The sequence below is a fragment of the Bacillus sp. 5mfcol3.1 genome, assembly GCF_900114335.1.
Classification (GTDB): Bacteria; Bacillota; Bacilli; order Bacillales; family Bacillaceae_G; genus Bacillus_A; species Bacillus_A thuringiensis_S.
In genome coordinates, this window is sequence record NZ_FOST01000005.1 from 23,505 (window position 1) to 43,814 (window position 20,310).

Consider the following 20,310-nt stretch of genomic DNA (forward strand, 5'->3'; position numbering starts at 1 on the left):
AGGTGCAAACTTACCATGAAAAAAATAGCATTAGCGATATTAAGCCTGGGCCTACTTGTAAGTGGGTGTAGTGCAGGTGCCGACAAAGATGAAAAAGTGGCTGAGAAATCGGGGAAAGCAAAAGAACAATCAGTTGTTCCAAAATACGCTATTTCGGATGAATATTATAAGACGACTATTCCATTTGATGGTGGAAATGCACGTGGTTTAGTGGTGCAAGGGCTAAATAGTCGTCTTGATATAGATGAATTTGAAACAGGATTAATGCGAATTGCAAAAGAATCATTTAATACGAAAGATAATTTTTTAAAAGGCGGAAGTGCTCTAGATACTCAAGTGATACAGATGCTTGTTAAAAGAAAACGTACAGATGCTGAACAAAAGGAACTAGAGGACAAATTAAAAAAAGATGCAGTTAAATTTCCTAATATAGGATTAAACCCTGCGTTAGGAACGGGATCCGAATCACTAGAAGTGAAAAATAAAAAAAATCCAATATATATTTCAAATATTTTAGAGCATGATTATTATGTGAAAAAAGGCGATAACAGCGAGGAACGTGTTGGTATGGTAGTTGGATTAGCAATGAATTCTGTTCAATATTTTAACGAAGAGCATGGTTATCCACGTGAAGCTGCAATCCCGGATGAAAAGATGTTAGCTGAAGGGAAAAAAATGGCGCAAGAAATTTTGAAAGTCATACATCAAAAACAACCTGATACAAAAAATATTCCGATAACATTTGCGATTTATCGCCAATCTCCAAAGTCTTCGCTCGTACCAGGTAACTTTGTTTCTTATGCAAATGTAGAAAAAGGTAGTGAAACGGTTGAAGATTGGAAACAAATTAATGAGAAATACTATTTGTTCCCATCAGAGCAAGCGAAAACAGATAATAAACGTGAAGATCTTGCAAGAGTATCCAACTTTAAGGCAAAACTAAGCGATTATTTCCAAGGCGACTATACAGCTGTTATTGGTACTGGTATGTATAGAGATGATGAATTAAGAGAAATGAAGCTTGATATTCCTGTCCAGTTTAATGGAAAAGCTGAAATAATTGGTTTTACACAATATGTGGCAGGGCTTGTTATGGAATACTTCCCGAATTATATGAAAGTACAAGTAACGATTAAATCTGTAGAACGCCCAGAAGCTATTATTATACGTGAAGCAAAACAAGATGAACCACTTGTGAAAATTTTAGATTAAATATGAAGGCTGTTCCTCTATGGAACAGCTTTTTTTCTTATGTAATTTTGTTATAATTTAAAATGTTGTAAATAATAGGGGTAAGGGGTAAAGTTCATGGAAGAATTAAGTTTTCAAGTCATTATTTTATTAATTGCATTCGGTTTTTTAGCAGCTTTCATTGATTCCGTTGTTGGAGGAGGAGGGTTAATTTCGCTTCCTGCGCTTATGTTTGTTGGCTTAACGCCGGCTTCAGCAATTGCAACGAATAAATTAGCGGCAACAATGGGGACGTTTACGAGTGCGATGTATTTCATTCGATCAGGAAAAGTTGATTTTAAAATTGTAGGAAAGTTAATCCCGTTAACTATTGTTGGAGCTGTTGCAGGTGCTTTAGTAGTAAAATTTATTCCATCGGATATTTTACGCCCATTAGTACTTGTAATGTTGGTATTTATTGCTATTTATATTATTGCAAAAAAGAATTGGGGAAGTGTGTCTACCTATAAGAAGATGACGCAAAGAAAAACATTAATATTTTTCTTTGTTATTTTAATGATAGGATTTTATGATGGATTTTTTGGACCAGGGACAGGGTCATTTTTAATTTTTGCATTTTTATTAATTGGTTTGGATTTTATTCAAGCGGCAGCATCTGGAAAACTTTTGAACTTTGTTAGTAATATTGTATCTTTAATTACTTTTTTATTTTTAGACATAATTCATTTTGAATACGGTATTATCATGGGATTATCAATGATCTTAGGTGCTTATTTGGGATCGAAGTTTGCGGTTCAAAAAGGCGTTGGATATGTAAGGACTTTATTTTTATTAGTTACTATATTATTGATCGGGAAAAATGTTTTGGAATATACTCATATTTTGTAGATTCATACGCATGTATGAATCTCTTTTTTTTATTATATTTTAAAAATTTATTAATTTTTAAAATATAAGTCTAGGAATATTTGAATAAATCTAAATTATCGTGTAGAATAATGTTGTAAAATGTAAACGTTTTTCTAAGGGGAGGCTAAAAAAAATGGTAGTAGCATACAAACATGAGCCATTTACAGATTTTTCAGTGGAGGCTAACAAATTAGCGTTTGAAGAAGGTTTAAAGAAAGTAGAATCTTATCTTGGACAAGACTATCCATTAATTATTGGGGGAGAAAAAATCACTACAGAAGACAAAATTGTTTCTGTAAACCCTGCAAATAAAGAGGAACTTGTTGGTCGTGTTTCAAAAGCAAGCCGTGAGTTAGCTGAAAAAGCAATGCAAGTAGCGGATGAAACATTCCAAACTTGGAGAAAATCAAAGCCAGAAATGCGTGCAGACATTTTATTCCGTGCTGCAGCAATCGTTCGTCGCAGAAAACATGAATTCTCTGCTATTCTTGTAAAAGAAGCAGGTAAGCCATGGAATGAGGCAGATGCTGATACAGCAGAAGCAATCGACTTTATGGAATATTATGGTCGTCAAATGTTAAAATTAAAAGACGGTATTCCAGTAGAAAGCCGTCCAATTGAATATAATCGTTTCTCTTACATTCCATTAGGAGTAGGTGTTATCATTTCTCCTTGGAACTTCCCATTCGCAATTATGGCAGGTATGACAACAGCTGCTTTAGTTTCTGGTAACACAGTATTACTAAAACCAGCTAGTACAACTCCTGTAGTAGCAGCGAAATTTATGGAAGTATTAGAAGAAGCTGGCTTACCAGCTGGCGTAGTAAACTTCGTTCCAGGTAATGGTTCTGAAGTTGGTGACTACTTAGTAGATCATCCTCGTACACGTTTCGTAAGCTTCACGGGATCTCGTGATGTAGGTATCCGTATTTATGAGCGTGCAGCGAAAGTAAACCCAGGCCAAATTTGGTTAAAACGCGTTATCGCTGAAATGGGCGGTAAAGATACAATCGTTGTTGATAAAGAAGCAGATCTTGAATTGGCAGCTAAGTCTATCGTTGCATCAGCATTCGGATTCTCAGGACAAAAATGTTCTGCATGTTCTCGTGCAGTAATCCACGAAGATGTATACGATCACGTATTAAATCGTGCTGTTGAATTAACAAAAGAATTAACAGTTGCTAACCCAGCAGTATTAGGTACAAACATGGGTCCTGTTAATGACCAAGCTGCATTCGATAAAGTAATGAGCTATGTTGCAATTGGTAAAGAAGAAGGTAGAATCTTAGCAGGTGGCGAAGGAGACGATTCTAAAGGCTGGTTCATCCAACCAACAATCGTTGCTGATGTTGCAGAAGATGCTCGCTTAATGAAAGAAGAAATCTTCGGACCAGTAGTAGCATTCTGTAAAGCAAAAGACTTCGATCATGCACTTGCAATTGCAAACAATACGGAATACGGTTTAACAGGTGCTGTTATTACTAACAACCGTGACCATATTGAAAAAGCACGTGAAGACTTCCACGTTGGTAACTTATACTTCAACCGTGGATGTACTGGTGCAATCGTAGGTTACCAACCATTCGGTGGCTTTAACATGTCTGGTACAGACTCTAAAGCTGGTGGACCTGATTACTTAGCACTTCACATGCAAGCAAAAACTACTTCTGAAACTTTATAAGAAATAGTAGAGGAGCTCTTCACAAAGTGTGGAGAGCTCCTTTTAAAGTTGAAACCCCATATATTACCGTCGTTCGAAGAGAATGAGCTAAAACCTATTAATAGCGGGATAAACATGTAAACAGAAATAAAATAATGAGAAAAATTGACGTATTAGTCATATTTTTTAGTATTCATTTTGAGAATTTCCTGTATAATACAATTTGAAAGAAAATCTATGGTTCGACAAGGAACACTCCTTTCGGTTTTGCTCACTGAAAGGAGTGTTTTTTTATTGACATAGATCAAGAGTCTTGATTTCGGAATCTTCAATAATTAGATAGAAGAAAAACTCTCTATTTAAGTAGTTGATTTGGAAAATATTAAATATATAAGAAAAAAATTAAATTTATTTTTAGGATTTTGTATAGTATACTAAGTGATTTTATAATCGAATATCGAGATTTTAAGTTTTAATTATTGTTTTAATATTTATTATATTCTGGCATAATAGATTTGTACTTTTGGAAAAGACAAAAATGGTGAGGGGAAATGTTATGTGGGAAGGGATGATTGTTAGATGAATAAAAAGAATTATGTTGAATATGTTGACGTACTACGTGTATTTTCGATGTTTGCGGTAGTGTTTCTTCATACTGCTGCAGGAAGTTTACGGGGGAATATCGGTTCGGGTACTTGGCATATAACGAATGCACTGACAACTGTATTTAGTACGAGTGTACCTATCTTCTTTATGATTTCTGGTGCGATGTTAATGAGGAGTAGTAAAACGGAATCACTTAAAATAACTTATACAGAACGTTTGCCAAAATTAATTGTGCCATTTATTATATGGTCAACTATTGCTGTGTTATACTTTACGCCAAGGCCGATACAAATAACAAATGTTATTAAGAGTATTTTATACATGCCGAATCAAGCAGCGACAGTACATCTTTGGTTTATGTATGCCATTATTCCTTTGTATATTCTTTCTCCTCTTTTGAAGAAAATGGTAGATGCTTTAAGTAAAGAGCTTATAAAGTACATGTTAATTCTTTGGTTTATAGTAAGTTCGCTATTGCCAACAATTGCAGTACTAGTTCCAAATGAATTAAAACCAATATTTACGTTGTATCCTAATTTTGATATGAACTTTTTAGGCGGATATATAGGGTATTTCCTCATAGGTTATTATTTAATGACATATGAGAAGAAGGTATCCAAAAGGTTGTTACTATCCATAATCGTTATAGATACATTTTTAATTATATTGGGTACTTGGTATGCAACGGTTAAAATAGGGGAATACTCTGAGGATTTTAAGGCATACGTTAGAGTATTCGAAGTAATGCTTTCAGGTTCAATCTTCTTATTAGTAAAAGAGTATTTTAGAAATTACTCAATGAATCCGTTTATGTTTAAGTGGATACAAATTTTATCTGCTTTTTCATTTGGTGTGTATTTAATGCATAATTTAGTAGTTGTATATATTGGGAATAGATTGAATATTTGGCCAGCGCAATCAATTTGGATGTTATTAGTTGCTTTCATAATAATTACAGTTATAACAATGATAGCAATTATAATTTTTGCAAGTATAAAAATCACATGTTATCCATTAACAGGAATGAGTTTTAAGGAAGCTTCTCGTACATGTAATATTCAATTTTTATGGGGAAATTGGACTCAATCAAAAGATATTAAAAATGATAATGTATCAATGTAAATAATTAGTGAGGTTTTTATAAGTAGAATATGAATTCCTCAAAATAGGGCATGAATAGATGGTAAATATAATATAGTCGAAAAAAATCCTTTTGAATTTTCAAAAGGATTTTTTTCTTTGGACAAACTCTTTTTTGCTAAGTATTTCCGCATATATATTATTCAAACTTGCTAAAATTGTATTATGAATATAAACAGCTGGTATAGTAGCGTTCTTAAAAGAAAGGTCTTTTGTAGCACAAGCATCATGTATAACGGTACATTGAAAGCCAAAATCGAATGCAGCCCTTACTGTAGCATCAATACACATATGAGTCATCATCCCGCATACGACGACATGTTCAATGTCTAAACGCTGTAATTGCTCTAGAAGATTAGTTTCTCGGAAGCTATTTGGATAATGTTTGACTATAACGGTTTCTTCTCTAAGCGGACGTACGCTTTCGTGAATATGTACACCTTCTGTATTAGGTAGGAAAAAAGTAGCGTCATCTTTTATAGCTACGTGCTGGATATGAAAAATAGGTTCGCTGTTTGTTCTAAAGTGTTGTAATAACTGATTAGCATATTCGCTTGCTTCTACTGGATTACGCAATTCCATCTTTCCATTTGGAAAATAATCGTTTTGAATATCGACGAGTAAAAGAGCTGTTTTCATATATTTATCTGCCTCCGAGTTTCATATTCAAATAAATTTATTCAATTTGTAGAGAGGATTCTCCTGTTTAAAAATATGAGGAAGAAGAATTTTAAATAACCTTGAAAGTTACTATTTTCTCATGAATTTTCATCTGAAAATTTTAATAAAGGAATAATTAATATTTTTCTAAAAAATGTATTGACTCTTATTATTCTGAGTTCTATAATGAGAATTAATTAAATGACAATTAAATCGATACATTCTTATCCAGAGAGGTGGAGGGACTGGCCCTACGATACCTCAGCAACGGGTTTTTTAATACCGTGCTAACTCCAGCAAGCCATATAAAGGCTTGGAAGATGAGAAGATGTGAACGAGTACATATAAGTGCTCTCCTTCTTATCTTTATGGTTGATAAGAAGGAGAGCACTTTTTATTTTACCTCGAAAGCTCTACTTCAAGTTTTTACAGCATATAGGAGGGGAAAAATGATTTCTTTTAACAATGTAAGTAAAGTGTATGAATCAGCTGGGCAATCTGTTCATGCGGTGGAGGATGTAACATTATCAGTTGAGAAAGGCGAAATTTTTGGCATTATCGGTTTTAGTGGCGCTGGAAAGAGTACATTATTACGCTTAGTAAATATGTTAGAGAGACCAACGTCAGGAACGATTGCAATAGATGATAAAGATATTACATCATTATCGACGAAAGAATTACGCAAACTAAGACAAAGAATCGGAATGATTTTTCAAAGCTTTAATTTATTTAATTCAAGAACAGTGTTTGGGAATATTGCTTATCCATTAAAGTTAGCGAAATTGCCAAAGAACGAGATAAAGGAACGAGTGAATGAACTGCTGAAGTTTGTAGGGTTAGAAGATAAAGCAAACTATTATCCAGAACAGCTATCAGGGGGACAAAAACAACGTGTTGGTATTGCTAGAGCACTTGCGACATCGCCAGATATTCTTATATGTGATGAGGCAACATCAGCCTTAGATCCAGAAACGACGACAGAAATTCTAAACTTATTAAAGAAAGTAAATCGAGAATACAATTTAACAATCCTTCTTATTACACATGAAATGCATGTTGTGAAAGAAATTTGTCACCGTGTAGCTGTAATGGAGAAGGGAAAAGTTATTGAAGAAGGAAAACTGTTCGATGTTTTCACGCAACCAAAAACAAAGACGACTCAAAACTTTGTACGTTCTGTTATTAATGATCATTTACCAGAAAGTGTTCTAGCGAAAATTCAAAATGGTGGTCAAATTTATCGTCTAACATTTACTGGTGAGGAGACAGGACAGCCGGTACTATCATATATCGCAAAAAACTATAACGTCGATGTAAATGTACTGTACGGAAATATTATTGAACTTCAAAATGTGCTATTTGGAAATCTGCTTGTAGAATTGCAAGGTGAGCAGAGGGAAATTCAAAAAGCATTACAACATCTAAGACTGCAAGTGCAGCTGAAGGAGGTAGAAGCTCATGCGAGTTGATTGGAGTATATTTTGGCCGCGCATACTAGATGCGACGGGGGATACCCTCTTAATGGTAATTGTAACCCTTATATTCGCTACAATTCTGGGTATACCTCTAGGTTTACTTTTATATGTAACGAGAAAAGGAAACTTTTTAGAAAATAAATGGGTCTTTTCTATTCTTAACATCATAATTAATACAATTCGTCCGGTACCATTCATTATCTTTTTAGTAGCTTTAAGTCCACTAACGAGAAGCGTTATTGGAACGACGATTGGAACAGCAGCAGCAATTTTCCCGATGACGTTAGTCGCATCAATTGGTATTGCTAGAATGGTTGAAACAAATCTTGTTTCCGTTCCGAAAGGAGTAATTGAAGCAGCGCAAGCAATGGGCGCCTCGCCAATTAGAATTGTTTTTGAAATCCTTGTACCAGAAGCGTTAGCACCATTAATCTTAGGTGTCACATTTATGACAGTTGGTTTAATTGAATTTTCTGCAGTTGCTGGGCTTGTCGGTGGTGGCGGTCTTGGTGACTTGGCAATGACATATGGTTATCAACGTTTTGATACATCAGTTATGTTTGTAACGGTTGTTTTACTTATTATTCTCGTACAGATAGCTCAAAATTTAGGAAACTACTTTGCGAAAGTCTTGTTACGTAGATCATAAAAAGGAAGAGAGGAAAAGAAAATGAAGAAAATTTTAGCATTTGCATTATCAGCGATTGTAGGAGTCTCAGCATTAAGTGGCTGCTCAAGTGGAGACACGGGTGCAGGAGCGAAAGAAAAAGTAGTTCGCGTCGGTGTAACTGGAACGGATGGAGACGCTTGGGAAATTTTGAAGAAAAAAGCTGAAAAAGAAGGGATTAAGATTAAACTGGTGGAGTTCTCTGATTATACAACTCCAAATAAAGCTTTAGCTGATGGAGATATTGAATTAAACTCATTTCAGCATATTGCTTTCTTAGAGCAATTTAAAAAAGAGCATAAGTTAGATATTACAGCTGTTGGTACAACACAAATTGCGCCAATGGGTTTATACTCTGAAAAATATAAGAAGGCAAATGAAATTCCAGATGGTTCAGAAATTGCAATTCCAAACGATCCAACGAACCAAGCACGTGCATTAAAACTTCTTGATGCAGCTGGAGTATTAAAGCTTAAAAAAGATTTTGGCTTATTTGGAGATCCAAGCGGCATTGCTGAAAATCCGAAGAAGTTAAAAATCACGCCGGTTATCGCACAGCAAACACCTCGTGTGTTAAAAGATGTAGCGGCATCAGTTATTAATAACGGTGTTGCTGGTCAAGCTGGATTAGATCCAGCGAAGGATCCTATTTTCTTAGAAGATCCAAAGAATGAAAATGCGAAGCCTTATATTAATATTTTCGCAGCTCGTACGAAAGATAAAGATGATCCAACACTGAAAAAAGTAATTGAACTATACCATTCAAAAGAAGTAACAGATGCAATTAAGAAAGAAACAAATGATGGTTCAATTTCAGTTGATCTTTCACTTGAGGAGCTTGAAAAAATCGTAAAATAATGATTGAGTTTAATGGACTAACAGAAGGAACCCCTCCGCTGTTAGTTCGTTCAACATATAAACTTAACAAACGAACCCTAATTCTGTACCTTCCAATTTTGTATAACGTAGAATCCAATGTTTGTTAAGTAGAGTAATGGACCAGGAGTTTTCCTGGTCTTTTTTTATGAATGAAAGTAGCTAGCGAACAGTAAGGTAATCTGAAAAAACAATTGTTTAGATTGTTTTTTCAGATTAGGCAGAAAACTTTCTTTAAAATAGTATTCTTTTATGATAGATTTATAAATATAAAACTAGAATTTACATAAAAATCCATCATGGTAAATATACTTATCTATAATGGGTATACAGCTAACGAGGGGGAGAACGATGAGAAGACGTAATACGCAAGCGTTCACGTTTTTAGCATGGACTTCATTTGTTTGTGCGCTTTCAGGTATGCTAATTGGGATTTATACGTTAGATGAAACGCTTAGTGTAAAAGGATACTATTTAATTGGAACATTATTTTTAACGATGTCTTGTTTTGTATTACAAAAAACAATTCGTGATAATGAAGAAGATAACGAGAGATTTCCGAAAAATAAACCGTTAGATAAAGAGTAAATTGTAAAGAAAGGCATTTGCCTTTCTTTTTTTATGTAAAAATGGCGTAAGTACTCTGTGTTGACTTGCTTGAAGTACTGAAAATTTGGTATCATCAATAGTATTGTAGATTGAACGATATATTATGGAGGTGGCCTAGCCGTGTCAAGAATTTCCGTTGAGAATGTAAAGCACGTAGCACATTTAGCACGTCTTGCAATTACTGATCAAGAAGCAGAAAAATTTCAAAAACAACTAGATGCAATTGTTACATTTGCAGAACAGTTAAATGAATTAGATACAACAGATGTAAAACCAACAACTCATGTATTAACTATGAAAAATGTTATGCGTGAAGATGTACCAGAAAAAGGTTTACCAGTCGAAGAAGTATTAAAAAATGCACCGGATCACAAAGATAATCAAATCCGTGTTCCAGCAGTATTAGAATAGAGGAGGGGAATTTCGATGTCATTATTTGATCATTCAGTATCAGAGTTACATAAGAAGTTAAACAACAAAGAAATTTCCGTTACGGATTTAGTAGAAGAATCTTACAAACGTATTGCGGATGTTGAAGATAACGTAAAAGCTTTTCTTACATTAGATGAAGAAAATGCACGCGCAAAAGCGAAAGAATTAGATGCAAAAATCGGCGCTGAAGATAATGGTTTATTATTCGGTATGCCAATTGGTGTAAAAGATAACATTGTAACTAACGGTCTTCGTACAACTTGTGCGAGCAAAATGTTAGCAAACTTCGATCCAATTTATGATGCGACAGTTGTGCAAAAGCTAAAAGCTGCTGACACAATTACAATCGGTAAATTAAACATGGACGAGTTCGCAATGGGTTCTTCAAATGAAAACTCAGGATTCTACGCTACGAAAAACCCATGGAACTTAGATTACGTTCCAGGCGGATCTAGTGGTGGTTCTGCAGCAGCTGTAGCAGCAGGAGAAGTACTATTCTCTCTAGGTTCTGATACGGGTGGTTCTATCCGTCAGCCAGCTGCATATTGCGGTGTTGTAGGTTTAAAACCAACTTACGGACGCGTATCTCGTTACGGATTAGTAGCATTCGCATCTTCACTAGACCAAATCGGACCGATTACACGTACAGTAGAAGACAATGCATACTTATTACAAGCTATTTCAGGTATTGACCGCATGGATGCAACTTCTGCAAACGTTGAAGTTGGAAACTATTTAGCTGGTTTAACAGGCGATGTTAAAGGTTTACGCATTGCTGTACCGAAAGAATACTTAGGCGAAGGTGTTGGCGAAGAAGCTCGTGAGTCAGTACTAGCTGCTTTAAAAGTATTAGAAGGTATGGGCGCAACTTGGGAGGAAGTATCTCTTCCACACTCTAAATACGCTCTAGCAACGTATTACTTACTATCTTCTTCTGAAGCATCTGCTAACCTTTCACGCTTTGATGGCGTGCGTTACGGTGTTCGTTCTGATAATGTAAATAACTTATTAGACCTTTACAAAAACACACGTAGTGAAGGTTTCGGTGATGAAGTTAAACGTCGTATTATGCTTGGTACATTTGCTCTTAGCTCTGGTTACTATGATGCATATTACAAAAAAGCACAACAAGTACGTACATTAATTAAGAACGACTTTGAAAATGTATTTGCTAACTATGATGTTATTATTGGACCAACAACACCAACTCCGGCATTTAAAGTGGGAGAAAAAGTTGACGATCCAATGACAATGTATGCAAATGACATTTTAACAATCCCAGTAAACTTAGCGGGTGTTCCAGCGATTTCAGTTCCATGTGGATTCGGTGCTAACAACATGCCACTTGGTCTACAAATTATTGGTAAACACTTCGATGAAGCGACAATTTACCGCGTTGCACATGCGTTTGAGCAAGCAACAGACTATCATACAAAAAAAGCAAGTCTGTAAGGAGGCGAGCATAGATGAATTTAGAAACAATTATTGGTTTAGAGGTTCACGTTGAGTTAAAAACAAATTCGAAAATTTTCTCTGCGAGTCCAACAGAATTCGGAGCGGAGCCAAATACACAAACAAGTGTAATTGACTTAGGATACCCAGGGGTACTTCCTACTTTAAATAAAGAAGCAGTTAACTTTGCAATGAAAGCTGCAATGGCATTAAACTGTGAAATCGCAACGGAAACGAAGTTTGACCGTAAAAACTATTTCTATCCAGATAACCCGAAAGCTTACCAAATCTCTCAATTTGATAAGCCAATTGGTGAAAATGGTTGGATTGAAATCGAAGTAGACGGTAAAAAGAAACGTATCGGTATTACACGTCTTCATTTAGAAGAAGATGCTGGTAAATCAACGCATACAGCTGATGGTTCATTAGTAGACTACAACCGTCAAGGTATGCCTTTAATCGAGATCGTATCTGAGCCAGATATGCGTACGCCAGAAGAAGCATATGCATACTTAGAGAAGTTAAAATCAATCATTCAATACACTGGTGTATCTGATTGTAAGATGGAAGAAGGTTCCTTGCGTTGTGATGCGAACATTTCTCTTCGTCCAGTTGGACAAGAAAAGTTCGGTACAAAAGCGGAACTGAAAAACTTAAACTCATTCACTTACGTACAAAAAGGTCTTGAGCATGAGCAAGTGCGCCAAGAAAAAGAATTGTTATCTGGTGGCATCATCCAACAAGAAACACGTCGTTATGATGAAGCAACGAAGAAAACAATCTTAATGCGTGTGAAAGAAGGATCTGACGATTACCGTTACTTCCCGGAGCCAGACTTAGTTGAACTTTACATCGATGATGAGTGGAAAGAAGCAGTTCGAGCTTCTATTCCAGAACTTCCAGATGCACGTAAAGCTCGCTACGTTGCAGAACTAGGCTTGCCAGCTTATGATGCACACGTGTTAACATTAACGAAAGAGATGTCTGATTTCTTTGAAGCAACTGTTGCAGACGGTGCTGATGCGAAATTAACATCGAACTGGTTAATGGGTGAAGTACTTGCATACTTAAACAAACAACAAAAAGAATTAAAAGACGTTGCATTAACGCCTGCTGGTTTATCTAAAATGGTTCAATTAATTGAAAAAGGTACAATTTCTTCTAAAATCGCGAAGAAAGTATTTAATGAATTAATTGAAAAAGGTGGAGACCCAGAAGAAATCGTTAAAGCGAAAGGTCTTGTTCAAATTTCTGACGAGGGTACACTTCGTAAAGTTGTAACAGAAATTCTTGATAATAATGAGCAATCTATCGAAGACTTTAAAAACGGTAAAGACCGTGCAATTGGCTTCTTAGTTGGTCAAATTATGAAAGCTACAAAAGGACAAGCAAATCCACCGCTTGTTAACAAAATCTTACTTGAAGAGATTAATAAGCGATAATAGTAGTGACTTTTAAAGATTAAGCAGAAAAACACCCGTACATGGGTGTTTTTCTAGGTTAATCAAACGTTTGTTTAAATGAGACAAAATCGTTTAAACAAACGTTTGATTAACTGTCAAAAGTGGAAAAATGTTTGTATAGCAACTATGGTATGATAGTTGCAAAAAGGTGGGAATAATGATAAATCTAAACATAGAGGTTTTTTTCATCTCATGAAATAATAGATAGTTATTATTCGTTATATGTAAATTTTTATGGAAGAATGGATAGAAATAAAGTGAAACTTTAATCAGTAGGAGGTTCATCCAACACTGATTATTAGCCCTCACCAATCGGGCATTTACTGCCCGCAAATAGCGGGATAAATTTTTGGGTCAAATAAAAAAACCATTGAAATGAATATTTACTTTTGATGGACTACACGAATCGGGTTCTTACTGCCTGTTTGAGCGGGATAAAAGAAGGATAGCAAGATGAGAGGAGGTAGGCATGGGAATACTGAATAGAAGTTCAGTATGTTCTTTTTCGATACATAAAGAAATTTCCTGTGCTAATAAATGATGAAGCGAGCAAGAATTATTTATAATCCTACTTCTGGGCGTGAGCTATTTAAGAAGAGCTTACCAGAAGTATTACAAAAATTAGAACAAGCTGGCTATGAGACATCTTGTCATGCGACAACGGGTCCTGGAGACGCTACTGTAGCGGCGAGGCAAGCTGCGGATCGTAAGTTTGATGTTGTTATTGCGGCTGGTGGCGACGGTACGTTAAATGAAGTAGTAAACGGTTTAGTTGGGCATGAATTCCGTCCGAAATTTGGAATTATTCCAGTTGGAACGACAAATGACTTTGCACGTGCGATTGGTGTACCTCGTTCTATTGAAGAGGCAGCAGATATTATTTGCGAAGGAAAAACAGTGCCATTAGACCTTGGTAGAGCGAACGATACATATTTTATTAACATCGCTGGTGGCGGTCGTATTACAGAATTAACATACGAGGTACCGAGTAAGTTAAAGACAGTATTAGGACAACTTGCTTATTACCTAAAAGGTATCGAGATGTTACCATCATTACATCCAACATATGTTGAAATTGAGTATGATGGAAAATTACTACAAGAAGAAATTACGATGTTTTTAATTACGAATACTCGTTCAGTAGGTGGATTTGAAAAGGTAGCACCGTATGCATCTATTAACGATGGGTTATTTGACCTATTAGTACTGAAAAAAGGTTCTATCGCTGATTTAATTAAAGCAGCAACACAAGCACAACGTGGTGAACATATTAATAATCCAAAAGTGTTATATACACAAGCGAACCGAATTAAAGTACATTCACCAGATAAACTAATGATTAATTTAGATGGTGAGTACGGTGGAGATGCACCGATGGAATTCGAAAATATATATCATTGTTTAGAACTATTTGTTCCTGAACATCAAGAGGATGCCCTGTAAAGGCATCCTCTTTTACTTTGTTAAAATGAATTGTAAATTGGGAGTTAGTTTGATTTTTATGGTATTTTTACAATTCTTTTATGTTACATCCATATTTTATTGATACACTGGAGGAGATAAGAAACGAGAGGTAGGATGCTATGGAGAAGGTAAAAGCAATACTATTTGATAAAGATGGGACATTAATGGATTTTCATTCAATTTGGATAAAAGTAGCTGAAGAACTTGTAGCTGAATGTATAAGTTTATATCATTTACCAAGTACAATAGGGCAGACCTTATTAGAAGAGATTGGTGTAGAGGGAGCATTTGTTAATCCGAGGAGTGCAATAGCTGCTGGAACAAGCCTTGATGTAGCGAAGGGGCTTTGTAATTATATTGAGTCTGCTAGAGAAGAAGAGATGCATCAGTGGGTAAGTGAGAAGTTATTTTCCCTTATGTATGAGCATCGTTCGCATATGAAAATGACAGCGGATTTACCGAAAGTGTTACAGGCATTAAAAGATAAAGGATTTATATTAGGGGTTGTCACGGCGGATGATTTCGCACCAACAGAATTATTTTTAAAACAATATAAGTTGGAGAACTTTTTTGATTATATTATAGCCTCGGATACATTCCTTGCGCAAAAACCAGATAAAAAGATTATAGAAGTGTTTTGTGAGAAATTTAATTTAGAATCATGTGAGGTTGCGGTTGTTGGAGATACGCCAACTGATTTACATTTAGCTAAAAATGGCGATTGCTATGCAATTGGGGTGCTATCTGGTACGGGAGACCGTCCAACATTAGAACCACTTGCTGATTTAGTGTTAGATTCTGTTGGAGAGTTTATTTCTCAATCGGGTGAGTTTTTCTGGGAGAAAGAAAAGTCTAATGTGTAAGGAAAATAAGTCTATAAAGACTCTTAATGAGTCTTTATAGACTTATTTTTTATGCCTGGATACAAAGAATATAGGATAAATGCTAGAAAAGAAAGTTGGCATATATTTTGCAATAAGAAGAGAAAACAATGTAAAGAAAAGGATGGGGTACGCAATGAACACAAAAAAATTTGCTAAAGTAAATGAACAAATTCCAGGACCGAAAGCGGCATCTTTATTAGAACGCCGTCAAAATATAGTACCAAAAGGAGTAAGTAACGGCATCCCAACGTTTGTACAATCTGCAAATGGTGCTCTTGTAACAGATGTTGATGGCAATCAGTACATTGATTTTGCAGGAGCAATCGGGACAATTAACGTAGGGCATTGTCATCCAACGGTTAAAGAAGCGCTCCATAAACAAGTCGATCAATACATTCATACTGGATTTAATGTCATGATGTATGAGCCATATATTGAATTAGCAGAAAAGCTTGCGGCATTGGCACCAGGAAGTTTCGATAAGCAAGTCCTATTTTTAAATAGTGGTGCAGAAGCAGTTGAGAACGCGGTGAAAATCGCTCGTAAATATACGAAGAGACCTGGTATTATCGCATTTTCTAAAGGTTTCCACGGTCGTACATTAATGACAATGACGATGACAAGTAAAGTGAAGCCATATAAATTTGGGTTTGGTCCCTTTGCTCCAGAAGTATATAAAGCGCCATTTCCATACGAATATCGTCGCCCAGAGGGATTAACGGAAGAGCAGTATGATGATTTTATTATTGAAGAGTTTAAGAACTTCTTCATATCGGAAGTAGCACCAGAAACAATTGCAGCTGTTGTAATGGAACCTGTTCAAGGGGAAGGTGGATTTATCGTCCCAAGTAAGAAATTTGTTCAAGAAGTACGCCGCATTTGTTCAGAGAACGGCATCTTATTTGTAGCGGATGAAATACAAACAGGCTTTAGTCGTACAGGAAAATATTTTGCAATTGATCACTATGATGTCGTTCCAGATTTAATTACAGTGTCTAAATCATTAGGGGCTGGTGTACCGATAAGTGGTGTCATTGGACGTAAAGAAATTATGAATGAATCTGCACCAGGTGAACTTGGTGGAACGTATGCAGGAAGTCCATTAGGATGTGCAGCTGCATTAGCTGTTCTCGATGTAATAGAAAATGAGAAATTAAATGATAGAGCGATAGAATTAGGAAAAGTCGTAATGAACCGATTCGAAGAGATGAAAAATAAATATCATTGCATCGGTGATGTGCGTGGGTTAGGAGCAATGTGTGCATTTGAGGTCGTTCAAGATCGTAAGACGAAAGCACCTGACAAAACGTTAACGGCTAATCTATGTGCAGAAGCAAATAAGCGTGGGTTACTTTTATTATCAGCAGGAACGTATGGAAATGTTATCCGTGTGTTAATGCCTTTAGTTATTACAGATGAGCAACTTGAAGAAGGTTTAACAATAATTGAAGAATCATTGCAAGCTTGTTATGAGCAAACGAACATCGCTCGCGTTTAAAAACTGAAGTATAAATAGCAAACATTCTAGCTGACTCTATATTAAATTCAGAAAATTCGCTTTATAATAAAGATAGTGAAGTGGATCGATGGATTTGAAGTTAGGGGTGGCTAGGATGGTTGCAGAAAAGGAACGAGTGTTAATGGATTTAAAAGATGTATTTGAATATGCGTTTGACGAAATTTTTGTTACAGATGAGCAAGGGATCGTTGTGCGTGTAAATAGTACATGTGAAAGGCACTACCAACTAGCTGCAGAAGAGTTAGTTGGTAAGCATGTAAAAGAACTACAAAAGGATGGAATCTTTTATCCATCAGCGACATTAGAAGTGATTGAAAAAAAGAGGCCAATTGAACTCGTTCAAACTACAAAATCAGGAGAGTATTTACACGTTCGTACAAGGCCTGTTTTTGATGATGAGGGAAATTTAAGAAGAGTGATTAGTTATTCTCGCGACCTTACTGAACTCTATCAATTACGTCAAAAGGTAGAGGAAATGGATAATCAGCTAAAAACATATAAAAAAGAATTAAGAGAAACATATGAGCATGAAGGACTTATTTTTAAAAGTCTAGCTATGCAAAAAATAGTCGATACAATCAAAAAAGTATCTGTAGTGGATAGTACTGTTCTCGTTTTAGGCGAGACTGGAGTAGGAAAAAGCCGATTAGTACGCCATTTACATGAAGTGAGTCACCGTAAGAATGAAAGTTTCTATGAAATTAATTGTGCGGCATTGCCAACTAATTTAATTGAATCGGAGCTCTTTGGATATTCAGGTGGATCTTTTACAGGTGCGAATCGTGAAGGGAAAAAGGGACTATTAGAATCCGCGCATAAAGGAACTCTTTTTTTAGATGAAATCGGTGAAATGCCGATTGAAATTCAAGCGAAGCTTTTGCAAGTATTGCAAGAAAAAACATTTCGTCCTATAGGCGGAAGAGAATTAAAAAAAGTAGATGTTCGAATTGTGGCGGCAACAAATAGAGATTTAAGCGAGATGGTGAAACAAGGAACATTTCGGAAAGATTTATACTATCGTCTGAATGTCATTCCAATTGCAATTCCCCCGCTTAGGGAAAGAACAGAAGATATTTTACCGCTTATTTATCATTACTTGCAGCACTTTAATAAAAAGTACGGACGTGATGTGAAACTAGCACCGGGTACATTACAAATGTTTGTCGGATATCCATGGGAAGGAAACAATAGAGAGATAGAGAATGTAATTGAGAGAATTGTTATTACTGTCGATGATGTTGTAACGGTAGAGGATTTGCCACTCTCTATGCAAGAGGCTGCAGTTGAACAATCGGGGCAAAGCCTTTATAAAATGCTGGAAGAGGTAGAGAGAAATATTATTCTTAAAGCGTATAAAACGTATGGATCAAGTTATAAAGTGGCTGAGTTTTTGCAAATTAGTCAATCTGCTGCTACTAGGAAAATTAAGAAGTTCATAGAGGAGGAAGAAAACATTGGATAAAAAGGCGACTTTCGTAAGTATAGATAAAAAGGCGATGTATATAAATGGTGAGTGGATTACACTACAAGAACAAATTGAAGTAAATAATCCTGCGACGAAGGAAATATTTGCAACTGTACCAAAAGGCGGAGTAACAGAGGCAAAGCAAGCTGTTGATGCTGCGCATGAAGCTTTTAAAACGTGGTCTAAGTTAACGGCAGCAGATCGTGCCACGAAGTTAAAAAAGTGGTTTACGCTTATTGATGAAAATAAAGAAGAGATCGCAGCGGTTATGACGAAGGAACAAGGAAAGCCGTTTGCAGAAGCGCTTGGTGAAGTAAATTATGCAAACAGTTTTGTTGAATGGTATGCAGAAGAGGGGAAACGCGTATACGGTGAAATGATTCCTGCTTCTCATCCGAATAAGCGCATTTTAGTTATGAAGCAACCAGTTGGCGTTATGGCAGCTATTACACCTTGGAACTTCCCAGCTGCTATGATTACGAGAAAGGTAGCCCCAGCGCTTGCAGCAGGCTGTACAGCCGTTGTGAAACCAGCAAGTCAAACGCCATTAACTGCATTGAAATTAGCTGAATTAGCCCATGAAGCAGATATTCCAAAGGGCGTAATCAATATCGTAACAGGTAGTGCAAAAGCAATTGCTGATACATGGATGGAAGATGGTCGCGTTCGAAAAGTGTCCTTTACAGGGTCAACGGAAATTGGGAAAGAGTTAATGGCTAGTGCGGCGCAAACGATGAAAAAAGTTTCGCTTGAGTTAGGGGGACACGCTCCGTTTATCGTAATGAATGATGCAGATTTAGATAAAGCAGTAGAAGCGGTGATTGGTTCGAAATTCCGTAATGCAGGACAAACGTGTATATGTACAAACCGAGTATTCGTTCAAGAAGAAGTATACGAAGTATTTGTAGAGAAGTTCCAAAAGGCAGTAGGGCAGTTGAAAGTAGGAGACGGTTTCGGTGACGGAACGACTGTCGGGCCACTTATTGATGAGAATGCAGTTTCAAAAGTACAAGAACATATTGAAGATGCTATTCAAAAAGGTGGAACAGTTTTATATGGTGGTCAAAAGGTCGCAGAGTTAGAGGGACATTTCATTCAACCGACTGTAATTGGGTTGGCAAATGATACGATGCTTTGTATGAATGAAGAAACATTTGGGCCAGTGGCACCAGTTGCGAAATTTAAAACAGTTGATGAAGTAATTGAACGTGCAAATAATACACCATACGGTTTAGCTGCGTATATTTTCACGAAAGACATTAGCCAAGCATTCCAAATTAGTGAAGCGCTAGAGTACGGTATTATTGGTCTAAACGATGGTCTTCCATCAGTTGCACAAGCACCATTCGGTGGATTTAAAGAAAGTGGTATCGGCCGTGAAGGAGGCCATTTCGGCATCGAGGAATATTTAGAAATTAAATATATTTCATTAGGACTATAAGTAGTATACTAGAATCTCTATAAGGTAACAGAGAAGGAGATTCTAGTATGGTATATTGGCTATTATTACTTGTTACAATTATTTTTGAAGTAGCTGGAACAATCGCAATGAAACTATCAAATGGTTTAACAAAGCTCGTTCCAAGTGTACTTATTTTCGTATTTTATGGAATTTGTTTCAGCGTGTTTGCTATCGTCGTTAAAAAGATTCATTTAAGTATTGCTTATGCCATTTGGTCTGGCGTTGGAACGTTACTTATTACAATCATTAGTGTGTACTTTTTTAAAGAGCATATTAGCTTATTCCAAGCATTTTGTATTCTCTTTATTGTTTTGGGTGTCATTGGGCTTAAGGTTTCATCGGCATCATGAAAGCTATCTTTTGTAGAAGATAGCTT

General features: G+C 36.1%; 18 protein-coding genes and 1 riboswitch. Of the genes, 17 read left to right on the forward strand and 1 reads right to left on the reverse strand.

The features are described from left to right. Positions 1 to 15: 15 nt before the first annotated feature. The 4 genes from BM089_RS22835 (at position 16) to BM089_RS22850 (ending at position 5,488) form a co-directional block, all read left to right on the forward strand. Positions 16 to 1,212, forward strand: a complete 1,197-nt coding sequence (locus BM089_RS22835; protein WP_000717011.1) for a CamS family sex pheromone protein — start codon at positions 16 to 18, stop codon at positions 1,210 to 1,212. Between the two features lie 96 nt (positions 1,213 to 1,308). After that, entirely contained in the window at positions 1,309 to 2,079 is a 771-nt protein-coding gene (locus tag BM089_RS22840) for a TSUP family transporter (RefSeq protein ID WP_090978172.1), read from the forward strand. A 154-nt stretch (positions 2,080 to 2,233) separates the two neighbouring features. Next, positions 2,234 to 3,781 carry an L-glutamate gamma-semialdehyde dehydrogenase gene (pruA, locus tag BM089_RS22845; RefSeq protein WP_000259555.1) on the forward strand — a complete coding sequence of 516 codons (1,548 nt, stop codon included), beginning with the start codon at positions 2,234 to 2,236 and terminating at the stop codon, positions 3,779 to 3,781. A gap of 558 nt (positions 3,782 to 4,339) precedes the next feature. After that, a complete protein-coding gene (locus BM089_RS22850) occupies positions 4,340 to 5,488 on the forward strand; it encodes an acyltransferase (protein ID WP_001035908.1) in 1,149 nt (382 codons plus the stop codon). A gap of 99 nt (positions 5,489 to 5,587) precedes the next feature. Here the strand turns inward: BM089_RS22850 and BM089_RS22855 are convergent, their stop codons facing one another. Next, the gene (locus BM089_RS22855) at positions 5,588 to 6,145 is read right to left on the reverse strand and encodes a cysteine hydrolase family protein (RefSeq protein WP_000844908.1); all 558 of its coding nucleotides are present in this window, start codon (positions 6,143 to 6,145) and stop codon (positions 5,588 to 5,590) included. Positions 6,146 to 6,387: 242 nt separating this feature from the next. Continuing rightward, a riboswitch (SAM riboswitch) is annotated at positions 6,388 to 6,493 on the forward strand. A gap of 122 nt (positions 6,494 to 6,615) precedes the next feature. Here BM089_RS22855 and BM089_RS22860 point away from each other — a divergent pair. From BM089_RS22860 to BM089_RS22920, 13 genes are all read left to right on the forward strand, one after another. Next, on the forward strand, positions 6,616 to 7,635 hold the full coding sequence (locus tag BM089_RS22860) for a methionine ABC transporter ATP-binding protein (protein WP_000622973.1): 1,020 nt from the start codon (positions 6,616 to 6,618) through the stop codon (positions 7,633 to 7,635). Beyond that, a complete protein-coding gene (locus BM089_RS22865) occupies positions 7,625 to 8,290 on the forward strand; it encodes a methionine ABC transporter permease (RefSeq protein ID WP_001261865.1) in 666 nt (221 codons plus the stop codon). The genes BM089_RS22860 and BM089_RS22865 overlap by 11 nt, the downstream gene beginning before the upstream one ends. A 21-nt stretch (positions 8,291 to 8,311) precedes the next feature. Beyond that, positions 8,312 to 9,166 (forward strand): MetQ/NlpA family ABC transporter substrate-binding protein, encoded by an 855-nt coding sequence (locus BM089_RS22870; RefSeq protein ID WP_016083725.1) that lies wholly within the window; start codon positions 8,312 to 8,314, stop codon positions 9,164 to 9,166. A gap of 369 nt (positions 9,167 to 9,535) precedes the next feature. Then, entirely contained in the window at positions 9,536 to 9,772 is a 237-nt protein-coding gene (locus tag BM089_RS22875; RefSeq protein WP_001254393.1) for a YiaA/YiaB family inner membrane protein, read from the forward strand. Positions 9,773 to 9,913: 141 nt separating this feature from the next. Then, positions 9,914 to 10,204 (forward strand): Asp-tRNA(Asn)/Glu-tRNA(Gln) amidotransferase subunit GatC, encoded by a 291-nt coding sequence (gatC, locus tag BM089_RS22880; protein ID WP_000086999.1) that lies wholly within the window; start codon positions 9,914 to 9,916, stop codon positions 10,202 to 10,204. 15 nt (positions 10,205 to 10,219) lie between these two features. Further along, complete coding sequence (gene gatA, locus BM089_RS22885; protein WP_000051441.1) at positions 10,220 to 11,677, forward strand: Asp-tRNA(Asn)/Glu-tRNA(Gln) amidotransferase subunit GatA; 1,458 nt, start codon at positions 10,220 to 10,222, stop codon at positions 11,675 to 11,677. Between the two features lie 14 nt (positions 11,678 to 11,691). Further along, positions 11,692 to 13,119 carry an Asp-tRNA(Asn)/Glu-tRNA(Gln) amidotransferase subunit GatB gene (gatB, locus tag BM089_RS22890; protein ID WP_001047685.1) on the forward strand — a complete coding sequence of 476 codons (1,428 nt, stop codon included), beginning with the start codon at positions 11,692 to 11,694 and terminating at the stop codon, positions 13,117 to 13,119. Positions 13,120 to 13,677: 558 nt separating this feature from the next. Beyond that, on the forward strand, positions 13,678 to 14,583 hold the full coding sequence (locus BM089_RS22895; RefSeq protein WP_000977679.1) for a diacylglycerol kinase: 906 nt from the start codon (positions 13,678 to 13,680) through the stop codon (positions 14,581 to 14,583). A gap of 140 nt (positions 14,584 to 14,723) precedes the next feature. Further along, positions 14,724 to 15,467, forward strand: coding sequence for an HAD family hydrolase (locus tag BM089_RS22900; RefSeq protein ID WP_047792104.1), 744 nt, complete (start codon positions 14,724 to 14,726; stop codon positions 15,465 to 15,467). A gap of 154 nt (positions 15,468 to 15,621) precedes the next feature. Further along, on the forward strand, positions 15,622 to 16,986 hold the full coding sequence (gene gabT, locus BM089_RS22905; protein WP_001093019.1) for a 4-aminobutyrate--2-oxoglutarate transaminase: 1,365 nt from the start codon (positions 15,622 to 15,624) through the stop codon (positions 16,984 to 16,986). A 115-nt stretch (positions 16,987 to 17,101) separates the two neighbouring features. Beyond that, positions 17,102 to 18,469, forward strand: a complete 1,368-nt coding sequence (locus tag BM089_RS22910; RefSeq protein WP_053565389.1) for a sigma-54 interaction domain-containing protein — start codon at positions 17,102 to 17,104, stop codon at positions 18,467 to 18,469. Then, a complete protein-coding gene (gabD, locus tag BM089_RS22915) occupies positions 18,462 to 19,913 on the forward strand; it encodes an NADP-dependent succinate-semialdehyde dehydrogenase (protein WP_090978174.1) in 1,452 nt (483 codons plus the stop codon). Before BM089_RS22910 ends, gabD begins: the two co-directional genes overlap by 8 nt. A gap of 47 nt (positions 19,914 to 19,960) precedes the next feature. Beyond that, on the forward strand, positions 19,961 to 20,284 hold the full coding sequence (locus BM089_RS22920; RefSeq protein WP_000263262.1) for a DMT family transporter: 324 nt from the start codon (positions 19,961 to 19,963) through the stop codon (positions 20,282 to 20,284). Positions 20,285 to 20,310: the final 26 nt, after the last annotated feature.

What these genes read in the sequence shown, in the direction of transcription:
- BM089_RS22835 (WP_000717011.1), top strand. Translation starts at nt 16, where the DNA reads ATGAAAAAAATAGCATTAGCGATATTAAGCCTGGGCCTACTTGTAAGT.
- BM089_RS22840 (WP_090978172.1), top strand. Translation starts at nt 1,309, where the DNA reads ATGGAAGAATTAAGTTTTCAAGTCATTATTTTATTAATTGCATTCGGT.
- pruA (WP_000259555.1), top strand. Translation starts at nt 2,234, where the DNA reads ATGGTAGTAGCATACAAACATGAGCCATTTACAGATTTTTCAGTGGAG.
- BM089_RS22850 (WP_001035908.1), top strand. Translation starts at nt 4,340, where the DNA reads ATGAATAAAAAGAATTATGTTGAATATGTTGACGTACTACGTGTATTT.
- BM089_RS22855 (WP_000844908.1), bottom strand. Translation starts at nt 6,145, where the DNA reads ATGAAAACAGCTCTTTTACTCGTCGATATTCAAAACGATTATTTTCCA.
- BM089_RS22860 (WP_000622973.1), top strand. Translation starts at nt 6,616, where the DNA reads ATGATTTCTTTTAACAATGTAAGTAAAGTGTATGAATCAGCTGGGCAA.
- BM089_RS22865 (WP_001261865.1), top strand. Translation starts at nt 7,625, where the DNA reads ATGCGAGTTGATTGGAGTATATTTTGGCCGCGCATACTAGATGCGACG.
- BM089_RS22870 (WP_016083725.1), top strand. Translation starts at nt 8,312, where the DNA reads ATGAAGAAAATTTTAGCATTTGCATTATCAGCGATTGTAGGAGTCTCA.
- BM089_RS22875 (WP_001254393.1), top strand. Translation starts at nt 9,536, where the DNA reads ATGAGAAGACGTAATACGCAAGCGTTCACGTTTTTAGCATGGACTTCA.
- gatA (WP_000051441.1), top strand. Translation starts at nt 10,220, where the DNA reads ATGTCATTATTTGATCATTCAGTATCAGAGTTACATAAGAAGTTAAAC.
- gatB (WP_001047685.1), top strand. Translation starts at nt 11,692, where the DNA reads ATGAATTTAGAAACAATTATTGGTTTAGAGGTTCACGTTGAGTTAAAA.
- BM089_RS22895 (WP_000977679.1), top strand. Translation starts at nt 13,678, where the DNA reads ATGATGAAGCGAGCAAGAATTATTTATAATCCTACTTCTGGGCGTGAG.
- BM089_RS22900 (WP_047792104.1), top strand. Translation starts at nt 14,724, where the DNA reads ATGGAGAAGGTAAAAGCAATACTATTTGATAAAGATGGGACATTAATG.
- gabT (WP_001093019.1), top strand. Translation starts at nt 15,622, where the DNA reads ATGAACACAAAAAAATTTGCTAAAGTAAATGAACAAATTCCAGGACCG.
- BM089_RS22910 (WP_053565389.1), top strand. Translation starts at nt 17,102, where the DNA reads ATGGTTGCAGAAAAGGAACGAGTGTTAATGGATTTAAAAGATGTATTT.
- BM089_RS22920 (WP_000263262.1), top strand. Translation starts at nt 19,961, where the DNA reads ATGGTATATTGGCTATTATTACTTGTTACAATTATTTTTGAAGTAGCT.